Source organism: Thermogemmata fonticola (genome assembly GCF_013694095.1).
In the GTDB taxonomy this organism is placed as follows: domain Bacteria; phylum Planctomycetota; class Planctomycetia; order Gemmatales; family Gemmataceae; genus Thermogemmata; species Thermogemmata fonticola.
In genome coordinates this window covers 80928-94723 of sequence record NZ_JACEFB010000015.1, presented here as the reverse complement: position 1 = coordinate 94723, position 13796 = coordinate 80928, and the positions used below count along the sequence as shown (strand labels likewise).

12 protein-coding genes and 1 tRNA gene are annotated in these 13796 nt (G+C 60.9%); 7 read left to right on the top strand and 6 right to left on the bottom strand.

The annotated features are described in order from the left end of the window. Positions 1 to 162 precede the first annotated feature (162 nt). Complete coding sequence (locus H0921_RS15510) at positions 163 to 1371, bottom strand: peptidylprolyl isomerase (protein WP_194539430.1); 1209 nt, start codon at positions 1369 to 1371, stop codon at positions 163 to 165. 304 nt (positions 1372 to 1675) lie between these two features. On the opposite strand from H0921_RS15510, the gene H0921_RS15505 reads away from it, so the two are divergent. From H0921_RS15505 to H0921_RS15495, 3 genes are all read left to right on the top strand, one after another. Then, a tRNA-Leu gene (locus tag H0921_RS15505) sits at positions 1676 to 1756 on the top strand. A gap of 323 nt (positions 1757 to 2079) precedes the next feature. Further along, complete coding sequence (locus H0921_RS15500) at positions 2080 to 3033, top strand: ABC transporter ATP-binding protein (protein WP_194539429.1); 954 nt, start codon at positions 2080 to 2082, stop codon at positions 3031 to 3033. A gap of 141 nt (positions 3034 to 3174) precedes the next feature. Continuing rightward, positions 3175 to 4620 carry an ABC transporter permease gene (locus tag H0921_RS15495; RefSeq protein ID WP_194539428.1) on the top strand — a complete coding sequence of 482 codons (1446 nt, stop codon included), beginning with the start codon at positions 3175 to 3177 and terminating at the stop codon, positions 4618 to 4620. Between the two features lie 115 nt (positions 4621 to 4735). Here the strand turns inward: H0921_RS15495 and pxpB are convergent, their stop codons facing one another. Continuing rightward, positions 4736 to 5485: a 5-oxoprolinase subunit PxpB gene (pxpB, locus tag H0921_RS15490; protein WP_228499866.1), complete on the bottom strand. Its 750-nt coding sequence runs from the start codon at positions 5483 to 5485 to the stop codon at positions 4736 to 4738. A 200-nt stretch (positions 5486 to 5685) separates the two neighbouring features. Here pxpB and H0921_RS15485 point away from each other — a divergent pair, with 200 nt between their 5' ends. After that, the gene (locus H0921_RS15485) at positions 5686 to 6561 is read left to right on the top strand and encodes an ABC transporter permease (protein ID WP_228499863.1); all 876 of its coding nucleotides are present in this window, start codon (positions 5686 to 5688) and stop codon (positions 6559 to 6561) included. A 28-nt stretch (positions 6562 to 6589) separates the two neighbouring features. Here the strand turns inward: H0921_RS15485 and H0921_RS15480 are convergent, their stop codons facing one another. The 4 genes from H0921_RS15480 to H0921_RS15465 all read right to left on the bottom strand — a co-directional run bounded on the left by H0921_RS15480 (position 6590) and on the right by H0921_RS15465 (position 10924). After that, a complete protein-coding gene (locus tag H0921_RS15480; protein ID WP_194539427.1) occupies positions 6590 to 6991 on the bottom strand; it encodes a rhodanese-like domain-containing protein in 402 nt (133 codons plus the stop codon). A gap of 144 nt (positions 6992 to 7135) precedes the next feature. After that, the gene (locus tag H0921_RS15475; RefSeq protein ID WP_194539426.1) at positions 7136 to 8263 is read right to left on the bottom strand and encodes a baeRF3 domain-containing protein; all 1128 of its coding nucleotides are present in this window, start codon (positions 8261 to 8263) and stop codon (positions 7136 to 7138) included. Between the two features lie 282 nt (positions 8264 to 8545). Beyond that, a complete protein-coding gene (gene xylA, locus H0921_RS15470; protein ID WP_194539425.1) occupies positions 8546 to 9859 on the bottom strand; it encodes a xylose isomerase in 1314 nt (437 codons plus the stop codon). Between the two features lie 237 nt (positions 9860 to 10096). Next, positions 10097 to 10924 carry a class I SAM-dependent methyltransferase gene (locus H0921_RS15465; protein WP_194539424.1) on the bottom strand — a complete coding sequence of 276 codons (828 nt, stop codon included), beginning with the start codon at positions 10922 to 10924 and terminating at the stop codon, positions 10097 to 10099. A 287-nt stretch (positions 10925 to 11211) separates the two neighbouring features. On the opposite strand from H0921_RS15465, the gene H0921_RS15460 reads away from it, so the two are divergent. The 3 genes from H0921_RS15460 to H0921_RS15450 all read left to right on the top strand — a co-directional run bounded on the left by H0921_RS15460 (position 11212) and on the right by H0921_RS15450 (position 13634). Next, a complete protein-coding gene (locus tag H0921_RS15460) occupies positions 11212 to 11532 on the top strand; it encodes a hypothetical protein (RefSeq protein WP_194539423.1) in 321 nt (106 codons plus the stop codon). A gap of 65 nt (positions 11533 to 11597) precedes the next feature. Continuing rightward, complete coding sequence (locus H0921_RS15455) at positions 11598 to 13031, top strand: phage portal protein (RefSeq protein WP_194539422.1); 1434 nt, start codon at positions 11598 to 11600, stop codon at positions 13029 to 13031. Between the two features lie 18 nt (positions 13032 to 13049). Further along, positions 13050 to 13634, top strand: a complete 585-nt coding sequence (locus tag H0921_RS15450) for an HK97 family phage prohead protease (protein ID WP_194539421.1) — start codon at positions 13050 to 13052, stop codon at positions 13632 to 13634. The last annotated feature ends 162 nt before the right edge of the window (positions 13635 to 13796 follow it).

Below are 13796 nucleotides of genomic sequence, written 5' to 3'. Positions count from 1 at the left end.
TCCAGAAGAAGGCAGGATATTAATTGGTCTTCTTCATTCAGTTTCTGGAATGCCAAGCGCCTGAGGACCATCCCCAGGGGATTAAAACTGTTGTAGGTTCCTGCCGGTGATGGAATCAAGGGCGCGAGGCGGAGAACCCCGCGTACCGATCGGGAGGCAGTTTCAGGGTGTCTTCCGATCCGGCGGAGCAGGACTTTGTGCTGACGATGGTGTAACACCACTCGATGCTGACGGAGGCGTGACAGCCGGCGGCGTAACACCGGAGGGTGAAGAGGTGCCTGCCGGAGTGGAGGAACCCGGCGGCGGGTAAATGGTGATCTGCGCCCGGGGCCGCATCTGCTGGACCACCGCTTCCCGCAGCCGCATGGCAAAGAGCAGCCGGACATCTTCCTTGACATCCTCGAACTTCTTGGGAGTGCCCGGCTTACGCGCGGTCACCAGGATGAGGTGATACCCCACCTCCGTGGCCACGACATCGCTCATTTCATACGGCTTGAGCGAAAAGGCCACTTGGGCGAACGGTTCGACCATGGCTCCCGCCCGCGGGAAAAAGTTAAGATCGCCGCCATCCTTCTTGGACGGGCACTCGGAGTATTGCTTGGCATAGGCGGCAAAGAGTTCCTCGATCTTGGCCGCGCGCGCCTGTTCCTTGGCCAGGGCATCCGCCGTGGGGGGCAGAGCGGCCACCGCCTTCGCTGCTTCCTGCTCGATCACCTGCTTGATGCCGCGCAAGCGGGCCGCCGCTTCCTTCTTCTTGTTCTCATCCGCACCGGGATTGATCAAAATATGCCGGGCACGAACCATAGTGCCATCAAAGATATCTGGGCTGCTATCAAAGAGCTTTTTCAAGGCTTCATCTGTACCTTGTTGCATCACAAATTTTTCCCATTTCATCTGAGCTGTGACTTCCGCACGGAATTCCTCCTCCGTCAGCAATAAAGCTTCCAATTCCTTTTTGTAATCCTTCTTGGCCGCTGCTAACTCATCCTTAAGCTCTTGAATGACCTTGTCCACTTCTTTAGGATCGATTGTGACCTTAATGGCGGTCAGATATTGATCGATGAGGACATTTTCGATGAGATGAGCGAGGATTTCTTTGCGGGCCAAGGCGTGATGTTCGGGTGGGAATTGCCGCAAGGCGCGATAGACAGCCTTTTCGGGAATGGTCTGCCCGTTGACCACGGCGGCGGGTCCATTGGGGATCGGGGTCGGTGCGGAGGGGGTGACAGGCGGCACGACTCCCGTGGGGGTAGCCGACGCAGCGGGCGGCCTCCCCGCTGGCGGCGCACTGGGCGGTGTCTGACCCCATGCTATCACCGTCATCGTCCCGCTCAAAATCCCGACTGACAGACCGCGCACCCAACCACGCATCGCTGGCTCCTTGGTTTCCCCTGTCCCGACCCTGTCACTGGCGGTCCAACCCACCGCACGTCTCCCAAACAGACAGGCCTTGTTCCAGCGGGACAGTTTCGTACCGCCCCCATAGCAGCCCCGCCGCCTCTGTCAAGAGCAAACGGCCCCCTTGGCCATGCTTCCCTCCCGCTGCCCGGTTCAGGGCCGTTTCCCCCTCCGGTTCGGTTTCACCCTCTCGCCTGCCCCTTTCTCCCCGCAGGGGCTTGCCAAACCGAGCCGGCGAGTGTATTGTGGAAACACACGACGCTGCCAGGGCTTCTTCGGCCAAGTGGCGGAATGGCAGACGCACCCGACTCAAAATCGGGCGGGGAAACCCGTGTGGGTTCGACTCCCACCTTGGCCACTCTCTTGACCTCTTTCTGTTCATCCCGACGAAGCGAAAGCACCCTGGTAATTTCGATCATTTGTCGTTTGTTCAGCCAGTTCCTGGCCGTGGTCCAACCCGAAGCACCATCAAGCGGCGGGCCATTCCGAGCAGAAGATGAGATGAGGGTGAAGGGACGAAACATCCCTGGGAGAAATGACACCGTCCGCGGTTTGGGAAAAAATATCACGAAACGGTCAGCGAACTTCCTCAGTAACTCGGTATCTTGAGAGATACGGGAGGCTGCAACGGCGGCTGGCCCAGCTCGGCCATCGAGCTTAGCCCTTGGAGGAGGCCCGACCATGGGCGCCGTGGAAGTCCAGCAATTGGTCAAAGATTACGGGCGGGGCATCGTGGCCCTGCGCGGCGTAAGCCTGGAGGTAGAAGCGGGCCAGATTTACGGCCTGCTCGGTCCCAACGGCGCGGGGAAAACCACGCTCATCAAAATCCTCTTAGGCATCGTCCACAAAACCGCTGGAAACGCCCAGCTTCTGGGCCGCCCGGCCGGAGATGTCCAGGTGCGTTACCGCGTGGGCTACCTGCCGGAGGACCATCAGTTTCCGGGGTATCACAGCGCTTGGTCGTTGCTCGATTTTTACGGCCAGTTGTACGGTTTGAGCCGCAAGGAGCGGCAGCGGCGCATCCCGCCGGTTCTGGAGATGGTGGGCTTGCTCCCGCGCAGCCGCACTAAGATCCGCACCTATTCCAAAGGAATGAAGCAGCGCCTCGGTGTCGCCCAGGCTTTGCTCCACGAGCCGGAAGTGATCTTTCTGGACGAACCGACCGACGGAGTGGACCCGCTGGGGCGGCGGGAAATCCGCGAGATAATGGCCCGGCTACGGCAACAGGGGCGGACGATCTTCCTCAATTCCCACCTGCTAGGGGAAGTCGAGCTGATCTGCGACCGCGTGGCCATCCTGCGGCAAGGGGAACTCCTTCGCGAAGGCACGGTCCATGAGCTAACCCGGCAGCAGGGCTGTTACGAGATTGGCCTGGCCTCTGGGGAACAGCTCCCGCTGGAATTGGTGCAGCGGCTCGGCTATGCCGTGCGTCCTCTACCCTTGCCCCCGACGCCGCCCGGTGCGCCGCCCCTGCCGCCCCGCTGGGAAATCCTCCTCCAGGATGGCCAAACCATCGATCCGCTGCTGCAATTTCTCGCTCAGCAGCAGTTACACCTGCGCCACCTGGTGGAACGGCGCATCTCCCTGGAGGACGTTTTCATCGGCATGCAGGCTCAAGGGGCACCGCAAAGTTAGGCGTGAACGGTAGCGCCGACCCTAGCTCGTCGAACTGCGGGGACACACCCCGTTTCCCAGCGAGCACTTTAGCCAGCGGAATGCAACATCGACGCATTCGAGGTCCCCTAGATTCAACACAGACAATCAGGAGACAAGCACATGGGGCATCATCTGCGGCAATTCGGGGCCATCCTGCGGGATTCCTACCGCGAAGCGGTCGATAGCTGGATCATCCTGATCATGCTGGCTTTAGGGGCCGTGGTCATCGCCTTGTGCGCCAGCATGGGATTTGAGCCGCTGCCCGCCGAGAAGGCCTTTCCGAAGATCGTGCAGTCCTTCACCCAGTTCCTGCCCCATCGCGGCCAAGGGCGAAACATCGAGTATGCCGACTGCAACTTCCTGGCCCGCGACATTCAGAAAGTCGAGGAAGGATTCCAACTTATCGTGGAGGTCCAGGCCAAGCCATCTGCTCCGCTGCCGGAGGAGGGAAGGAGGCCAGATATTTTACCGCCGAAAGGACCCGCCAATCCTCCCGGTGCCGAGCGGGATGCAGACACTTTCCGGGAGGCCGTTGCCCGCTGGCTGCAAAAGGAAGGCCAGCAGAAAACCCGCCCCGCCCCAGAGCCCCCGTTTTTCCTCAGGCGCCCCCAAGTCTCAACCCAGGAGCAGCAGGCCGTGCAACCGGCGGATATGGAAGAATTCCTCGCCCAGCAGTTTCAATTCCATGCCGCGATGCCGGCCCAAGTCCGTTTCCGGGAAAAACGCACCACTCCACCGAACAACCACACCACTTACATCTTCGACGTCACTGTTCGCGGCGGGGTCTCGGTCCGGGGCTGGCCTCATACTATGACTATGTTCTTCGGCGGCATCACCCTGACACGGGAAACCAATCTGGGTATCATCTTGTATGTCATCGAGGATCAAATTATCAACGGCCTGGGAGGCGGTATTGCACTCTTGCTGAGTGTCATTGTCACTGCATTCTTTATTCCTAATATGCTAAGGAAAGGTAGTATTGATCTCATCATCTCCAAGCCCATTGGCCGGATGACATTGTTGGCTTACAAATATATTGGAGGCTTAATCTTTGTATTGATCATCACCACATTTACCGTGGGCGGCGTGTGGCTGGCCCTGGCCCTGCGCAGCGGCTACTGGAATCCCGCTTTCCTGGCCGTCATCCCCCTGCTCACCTTCGCTTTCGCCATCCTCTACGCCGTCTCCATCCTGGTGGCTATGCTCACACGCAGTGCTTTCGCTTCCATCATCGTGACGTTGCTCTTCATGCTTTTCCTCTATATTGTCGGACAGGTAAAATCCATACTCGATACTTTCAAAAAATCGAATTCTCCCAATGATATTTCCACCTGGGCAATCACAACGATAGACACATTGAATAATGTATTACCACGATATAAAGACCTAGATAAACTGACGACGAAAATTTTGTCCGAAGGCACATTGACTACTATTGAGTCTGCCACTATCGGCTTGCACGGGATTGAATATCCGTCCTGGTGGAACACTTTGGGTGTATCTTTGTTGTATATTGTGGTGCTGGTGGGTTTGGCCGGATGGTGGTTCCGCAGCCGGGACTACTGAGGCAGGTCCTCGAAGTGTCAGCGTTCTGTCATTGTATCTGCCTTCCGCTGTTCTCTTCCCCCGCCGCAGGCAACTTCGAGCCCGCCGCATGGGCATTCCTGCTGTCCGTGCGGTGTCAGTTGGCACTGCCAGGATCAGTGGCGGTCCGGAAACTGGTATCGAGGCGGCGGCCGTGGAGGCGGGCGAAGGCGTCCGGGTCGATCGCCTGGAAGCGGACGCGATCTCCAACGGCCAGGGGGAAAAATGCGTCGTCCAAATCGACGATGGTCAGCGGCGTGCGGCCGATGAGGCGCCAGCCGCCGGGGCGGGGCAAGGGGTAAATCCCGGTCTGTTTCCCTGCCACGCCGACACTGCCCGGCGGGACCTCGCGGCGCGGATTGGCCAAGCGGGACACTCCTTGCAACGACGGGGGCAAATAACCCAGATACGGGAAGCCCGGCACAAAACCGATGGCATAAACGGTGTATGTGACACTCTGATGGCAGCGGATGACTTCCTCCGGCGTCAAACCACTCTGGGCTGCTACCTGGGGTAGGTCGGGAGCGAACGGCTCCTGGTAACAGACCGGGATGGTCCAAAGGCGTCCCGGAAGCGGAAAGCTTTGCGAAGCAGCGGAATCTGGCCGCGGCAAGGACAGCAAATAGTCCCGCACCTCGGCATAACGCACCCGGCGGGCATCATAAAATACCCCCACGGAAACATAGGCGACGACGACATCCTCCAGCCACGGCGGAGCGCGGCGGCGGAGTTGCTCGGCCCAAACCCAAGCGGAGGCTTCATCCGGCCACGCCACCAGCACGGCCTGATCCCCCAGGGGGACCAGCGGCAAATCCGGTGGCAGCGGTGAAACAGCGTGCGGCATCATGGACAGGATTTTCTCCGCCGGCTCCAGCGAGGAGCCAATCGACATGCCGAGATTCTACACAGGACGTGTCCCCGGGCCTACCTCACCAGAAACGAAGCGGACAACTATATTTTACCCATGATAATCTTCCTCTGTCAAAACAGGAATTTCTCTATGGATTGTAAATCCACGATTCCGAGCGGCATCACCAAGAGGTAAAGATGAGAGAAGCAGGGATCATCTCAGCGGGGCGGACGCTGATTTTGGCTTTTCGTTTGGGCTGGCAGTTGGAGACGAATTGGGCGCGGCCCTGGCTGTTTATTCTTTACATGTTCGTCAAGCCGATTTGCGGTTCCCTGGTGCTGGTGTGCATGTATTATGCGGCCCGTGCGGCGGTTCCGGGACGGGTGCCCCCAGAGTATTTGCCGTTCCTCTACATCTCCAATGCCGTATATAGCCTTGTGGGCCTCGTCATGTTTGGCCTAAGCTATGCTGTGATACGGGATCGAGAACATTATCGCATGTTGAAGTACATCTACATCAGCCCCTGCGATTTCCGGCTCTATATTGCGGGTCGAGGGCTAGCCCGGATGGTGGAAGGGGTGGTGAGTGCGGCGGTGACGATCGCGGTGGGTCTCGCCGTGTTCGCGGAGATGCGGCAGGAGTGGCGGCTCGATGCGGGCTGGCTGGCCGTCTTTGCAGCGCTGGGTGTAGGGGTGCTTTGGGCCAGCGGCCTGATGCTCGCGGGGATGTGTTTGAATCTGACCCGGCAGGGGATGTTTTTGAGCGAAGGGGTGGCGGGGCTGGTCTATCTGCTCAGCGGGGTGCTCTATCCCATCAGCATATTGCCAACATGGCTTCAGGGGGTGGCGCTCGTGTTGCCGACGACCTGGTGGGTGGAGGGGATGCGCCGGGCCTTACTGGGACCGCTGCCAGAGCCGCTGCAAAGCCCTTTGAGCGCCTGGAGCACGGCCGAAGTGGCGGGACTGCTGGCCATCACGACCGCGGTGCTGCTGGGAGTCGCAGGAATCGTTTGGCGCTGGTGCGAACGGCGAGCGTGGCGCCGCGGCCTGCTGGAGGAGAACGCCGGCGTGTGACGCTCTTCCCATCCGTGACACTCCGCCGTCAGCCGGAAGTATTCGTCGGGGCTGTTCCGTGTTCGACTGGCAGGCCGGCCTGGACCCACGCCCGCCAGCCTCCCTCCATGCTGACCACGTTGGTGTAGCCCATCTTTTGAAGATTGTCCGCAGCCAAGGCCGAGCGGTAACCGCCGCCGCAGTAGAGCACCAGAGGCGTTTGCGGATCGGGAAACTTGCTCTCGATGTCCCGTTCGATCACTCCCTTACTGAGGTGGATGGCTCCGACGGCATGCCCCGCCGCATATTCACTCTCTTCCCGCACATCGATGAGCACGAAACGTTCACCGGCCTCGATCCGCCGCCGCACGTCCTCCACCGTGCATTCGCGGATGCGGCTGCGGGCCTCGGCCACCAGTTGCAGAAACCGGGGAGAATGTTGCTTGGCCATGAATGCGTTCCTCGTCAGGCGCAGCAGTCCGCCCGGCGGATTCTCGATCGGCCGGCAGCTCCGCAGACTGATAAAGCGACCTGCTGAGTTGGCGGACGCCGCCGGGACGGACAGGGACGGAGCGGTGGCAGCAAAGCCCCGGTGTCAGTAGCGGTAGATAGCGGCCAAACCGGTTTGGGTCGGCATGCGCTCATGGGGCACCACAACGACATCGCCCCCGGCTCGTAGCACCATTTCCGCCAGGTCATCCAAGGCGTCATCGACTTTGGGGTCCGCTAGATCGCCGTTGCGCAGCTCGCCCGTCGCCGGATCGATGACACCAGGAATGACCTGATCGGCATCGATGAGCAAAAGGCCGATCCGCGCCGCTACCGCAGCATGGGCAGCATCCGCCAGGTCCGCCGCACCGGCTCCCCGGCTATACGCCGTCCCGAAATCCTCGCACAGCTTCTGCAAGCGCTGGAGGTAGATTGGCTCGACCACCTTCCACGCCTTGCTCCGCAATTCTTCCAAACTCAGATGGAACGGATCGCCCAGGACGCCTTCGGGCAACAGATCCTGATGGCGGTGACAGGCGCTGCGGAACGGCGATTGATGCTCGGCCAGCGCGGCCAGGACCACCGGCACACCGTTGAGCGGCAGGCGGTCCGCCACGACCCGGAAGAACCGCTGGGTATCGATGTCGATCTCGTCCTTGCGGGAACCGCTGCCGTGAGCAATCGCATGTTGTGCGGCGTCCGCGGAGTGCCGGTCGCGGTGCGGCTCGGTCAACTCGCTACCCAGCACCTCGGTCAGCGTCAGGGGGAAGCCATTGCCCTGGAGCGGGTCGAGCTTGTACCGGTTCCCCTCGAACAGGGCCGCCCGATCGCGGGACAGGGCCAGCACCCGGAAGCGATCCGCCGATTGCACATGCCGCAACAGCGGTTTGACATGGAACGAATCGGCGGCCACCGCCCGTTCCGGCATCGTCCGCGGCAGGGTGAAGACGTCGAACCGCTTGGGAGACGCCAGGACCGCCAGGCCGTCGAGCGTGTTGCGCCAGAACAGGGCGTTACCCGCTAACTGCTGTAGCTTGTGCCGCAGCTCCTCCGTCTGCCGCTGGGGATAGGCCTTAGCGAGCGATTCCTCCACCTGCTTGACTAAGTTCTTGAAGCGGATCGGGTCCTGCTCATTATCCGGATAGGTGCGGTGCGTCGGCAGATAGATCGACACGCACGGCGCCTCCTGGGCCTGCAACAACTCGCGCAGATATTTCGGACCAAGGATCGGCATGGCGAATTCTCCTCAATCACGGGCTGCCGGCGGGGGAACCTCCCGGTGAACTCCATCAGTCGGGACCTATCCTGTGTCCCCCATTGCGGTCCTCTGTCCCGTATATCTAGTGTGCGAACCGCCGCGGTCCGAGGGTAGGGGTCCCGTCTTTCCGATGGCAATCCTGGTGCGGGAACCCGAAGTCAGCCGGAGCGGGACGAGCGGTCCTCTCCCGACGGCGCTGTCCAGGGGTTGTCCGCACCATACGCGGCTATCCAGGGGCGGTCCGATGTCCCTGTAGCGTCAGCGGAAGTAGCGGTTGAGGATGTTCTCCAGGTATTCCTGGCGGCCTGAAGCATTCGGCGCGGCTTCCCCTTTCTGGAGCATGTAGGCTTCCAGGCTCTCGAAATTGGCCCGGCCGCTTTCGATCTCCGCCCCGATGCCGCTGTCCCACGAGGCGTAACGCTCCCGCAAAAACTTCTCCAGCAGCCCTTCCCGCCGAATCGCCGCCGCGATTTTCAACCCCTGAGCAAACGCATCCATCGCGCCGATGTGGGCATGGAACAGGTCCACCGGCTCGAAGCTTTCCCGCCGTACCTTGGCATCGAAGTTCAACCCTCCCGGCGCCAAGCCTCCCTGCTGAAGCACCACCAGCATGATCTGCGTCGTCAAATACAAATCCGTAGGGAACTGGTCGGTGTCCCAGCCTAACAGCAGATCGCCGCGATTGGCGTCGATGGAACCGAGCATGCCGTGGACGCTGGCGTAGAGCAACTCATGGACCATCGTATGGCGGGCCAGCGTCGCGTGATTGGTTTCCACGTTGAAGCGGAACTCCTTCTCCAGCCCGTAGCCGCGCAAAAACGCCAGGGCATGGGCGCAGTCGAAATCGTATTGGTGGCTGGTGGGTTCGTGCGGTTTCGGCTCGATGAGCAGCGGCCCGCTAAAGCCGATCTTCTTTTTGTACTCCACCGCCATGTGCAGGAAGCGGGCGTAATGGTCCAGTTCCCGCTTCAAATCGGTGTTCATCCAGGTGACGTAACCTTCCCGCCCGCCCCAGAACAGGTAGTTGGCCCCGCCTAGCTCCAGGGTGACCTCCATCGCTTTCTTCACTTGCGCCGCGGCATAGGCAAAGACATCCGCATTGCAACTGGTCGCCGCCCCATGCACATACCGCTTGTTGCTGAAAAGATTGGCCGTGCCCCAAAGCAAACGGATGCCCGTGCGCTGTTGCTGCTCCTTGAGACGGCGGACCACCACGTCCAGATTGCGGTTGGTCTCGGCCAAATTCGCCCCTTCCGGCGCCACATCCCGATCGTGAAAGCAATAAAACGGCACACCCAGCTTTTCCATAAACTCGAAGGCCACATCGACCCGCTTGAGGGCCATCTCCAGCGAATCGCTTCCATCCTCCCATGGCCGCACGGCACAACCCGGACCAAACGGATCGCTGCCCGTTCCCCGGAAGGTGTGCCAGTAACAGACGGCGAAGCGCAGATGCTCCTTCATCGGCTTGCCTTCCACCACCTCCTCCGGGTTGTAATGGCGGAAGGCCAGCGGATTTTTCGACTCCGGTCCCTCGTACTCAATCCGGGGTATGTCGGGAAAGTAGGCCATCGTCAACGCTCCTCACTGGAGAACTGGCAGACTGACGCAAGCTGGACACGGCTACCCCCACAGCTCCGCGATCGCTACGCTGATTCCCTGCGGCCATGCAGACCATCCTCTTTGTACCTCCCCCGCCAGCCCGCAGAGCTGCAAGGACGCTGTGCTGTGAACGTAGCGGATTTGACCCTCCGCGGGTAGAGCGTCCCCCTTCCCTCTGCTCCCCCGCGCGAAGTTTGCCGCAACGCTTCACCGCGAGACTTCCCGCTTGCGGAAAATGATGATGTGTTGCCACGGCAACGTCCCGATCGTGCGTTCGTGCTGCAATTGCGGGAACAGGCTCATCTCCCGCAGCACCTGCCGCTCGCTCATCTTGTGCACGGTCAGAATCGGCACCCGGTCATCTTCCAGGCGGAACTCTACGAAGACGATCCGTCCGCCCGCCTTGAGCGCCGCCACCAGCTTTTCCATCATCTCGTAGGGATACTCGAACTCGTGGTAGACATCGACCATCAGGATCAAATCGACGGCCTCGGCCGGCAAGCGGGGGTCCTGGGGCGTGCCGCGGATCGTCTCGATGTTGGTGAGCTTGAGGCGGCGGGCCTTGGCGGCAATCAGGTCGAGCATCTCCGGCTGGATGTCGCACGCCAGCACCTTGCCGCGCGGTGCCACTCGCGGAGCGATCCGCACGCTGTGATAGCCGCTGCCCGCTCCCACATCCGCCACCACCAGGCCATCCTTCAGCTCCAGGGCCGCGAGCAACTTCTCCGGTTCTTCCTCCCGGACGCGCTCAGGACGCTCTAGCCAGCCGGCGCCGCGATAACTCATGACACGGGCTATCTCCCGCCCCATATAAAACTTGCCGATCCCATACGGATCATGCTGCTGGCGGTACTCGTAAAGAGGGCGCGGCGGCGGAGCCACTTCGCCCGGTTGCGACCAAACCGGCGGCACTAGCAGCAGCAGGACCCCTAAAACCCACGCTGCTAACCCCAAACCCCAAGCCGCCGCACCGCTCGTTCCACGCTTTCCCTTGCTGCCACCGCTGGCGCCTTCCCCCCTCGGCCTCCCACGCATCGTGTCCCCCTCCCACGGAAACGCTGCCTTCCGCTTCGCCCTCACCGGAACCTATGCCCTCTTCTCCCCCTGCCGCAGGATCGAAAGGGCAAGCGCTTCCCGCTCCTCCGCTCGTCCTGGCTATCCCGCCCCGCGGCTTATCCAAACCCATCCTAGCAAAATCCCCTGGAAAAAGCCGGGAAAAAATTTTTACTGAAAAAATTTCCATTTTCCGGTTGACAACTTTGAATTCATGTAGCATATGTATAGTATCAGTGGTCAAAAGAGCAGTAACTGGAGGTCCAGCCATGCGTCCGCTCAAGCCCTCGAATGCCTACAATCGGAATTTTTCCGGCGGGGAGTATCGCCCGGAGGAGGAAGAGTTTCTCCGTGCTCTGGCATTGTACCAGAAGCGGCAGGGGCGGCGCTTCCCGACCTGGTGCGAGGTGCTTTACGTGATCCACTGCCTGGGTTACCGCAAGGTGGCACCGGCGGTGGAGCCGCTGGACGAGGTGGCGGCCTGGCGGGAAGGGACTGCACAGGCGGAAGAGGCGGCGGAGGTGGAAAAACTAGTGGCCCAATTGCGCCAGCGCTGGGGCATCCAGGCGGTGCAACACCGGCGGAAGTGACGGCAGCAGCCCAACGGAACCGGATCGGCTTCGGAGAATCGGAGACAGCCAAAGGAGAACGGACCATGTGGCGGCATCTGTGGCAATGGTGGAAAGGCAAGCAGCGGTCCCGTTTCGACGGCGCGCCCCTGGGCACAGCGCTGCGCTTCCCCCTGCCGCAAGGCGGTTGGTGGCAGGACAACCCCCTCGAACAGGTGCGCAACTTCCGCTCCTGGGTTTATGTGGCTGTCCATGCCATCGCTCAGGAGGCGGCCCGCTATCAACCGCGCGCGATCCGCTCCACCGGACCAGGCGATGACGAACAATTGCCACTGCCCCAGCACCATCCCCTCTGCCGACTCCTCCGTCATCCCAACCCCTGGTTGACGCCGTGGGAATTGTGGTATCTCACCCTCGTCTATTTGGAACTGACCGGCAACGCCTACTGGTACGTGGCCCAATCCCCGGATGCCGCCGGGAATCTGCTGCCCCAGGAATTGTGGATCATCCCCGCTCCGTGGGTCCGCATCCTGCCCGATGCCCGCCAGTTCCTCCGCGGTTATGAAGTCGCTGCTCCTGGCCAACCCAGCGAATGGTTCGCCCCGGAGGAAATCATCCATCTGAAATATCCCAATCCGTTGAATCCACATTATGGCTTGTCTCCTTTACAAGCCAATGCTTTGACCATTGATGCTCATACGGAATTGCTCCAGGCACGCTATCAGACGTTCCAGGCTGGCCCCCGCCCCGGAATTGTCCTCCAAACGGAGCAGATTTTGACCGAGCAGACGGTCGCCCGGCTGGAAGAACGGCTGCAAGCCAAGTTCCAGGGCCGGGAAAGCTGGCATCGGCCCCTGGTGCTCGAACAGGGATTGCAGGCCAACCCTTGGACTCTTACCCCGGCGGAAATGGACTTTGTCAACTCGGCCCGAATGACCCGCGATGAAATCCTGGCCATCTTCCGCGTCCCGCCTCCCATCACCGGCATCGTCGAAAACCTGGGATTGGGGGCCGACATCTGGCTCGGCGCCCGCGTCATGTTCTGCGAAGGTACCATCCAGCCAAAACTCGACCTTATCGGACAGATTTTGACACGCTATTTAGCTTCCCGATACGGTGAAGACATTTTGATCGAATTTCCGGATTGTTCTCCGCGCTTGCGCCAGCAGCAACGGGAGGAAGACGAACAGGACGTGCGCTGGGGGCTGCGCACGATCAACGAGATTCGCCAGGGGCGAGGCTGGAAGCCGTTGCCAGACCCCCGGCTGGACCAGGTGCTGCTCCCGCGCGAGTTAGCGGGAAGTTGGGCGGAGCCGGCCCCGAGGGAGCAACACCGCCCGCCCCAGCGCCGGAGGCGAAGGCGCAGGCAGCTAGCCTTCCCGCCGGAATTGTCCCACAAGGCGGCAGCGGAACCAGCAGGTGCAACCTCGGCACTCGCCGCCAGCAGTGCGAAGGCAGCATCGGAAGCATCCCGACCTGCAGAACCATTTCCCCCCGCGGAATCCTGGGGGGCTGATTGAACCCGGAGGACCAAAGCTATGGGCATGACACGAATGGAAAGTGCCGCACGAACGCTGGCCGTGGACCCACAGCGATTCACGGTCCGAGCTGTGATCAGCACCAGCGACCCCGACCGCGCCGGCGATGTGGTCGTTCCCACCGGCTTGCGGAACCTGGAGGAATACCTGCTCAATCCCGTGGTGCTTTGGGCCCACCAGCGCGGGCCGATCCCACCGATCGGCATGTGCCTGTGGCTCGATGTCCAGCCGCAGCGGATCGTGGCCGAGACCCGCTTCGCCCGCGGTTTGCCCCTAGCCGAGGACATCTTCCGCCTTTACGAGCAAGGCATCTTGCGCGGCTGGTCCATCGGCTTTGTCCCGCGGGAAGTCCAGCGCGAGGTACGCCCGGACGGCTCGACGGGCCTGCGCATCCTCAGTTGGGACCTGCTGGAATACTCCGCCGTCCCGATCCCGGAAAACGCCGCCGCCCTGACCCTAGCCTTGGAGAAAGGTTACATCCGCGACCGCCGCCTGCAACGCTGGTTCGACCGCTATCGCGAGGATGTCTTATCGCCTCTGTATCTTCCCGACGTATTCTCTGAGCGCAATGTCCATCGGAAATAGTAATAGAAAAATTGAAATTAATCGGATTTGACAATAATCGAATTTTTCGGAAAATCCAGGCCGTATCGCAGATTGTTTTTGTCAAACGAAAATTAGCCTGACGATCAGCGGTGCGGCGGATGGCGAGTGTTGGTTTCCGGTTCCCTTGTGTTCTTTCAGGAG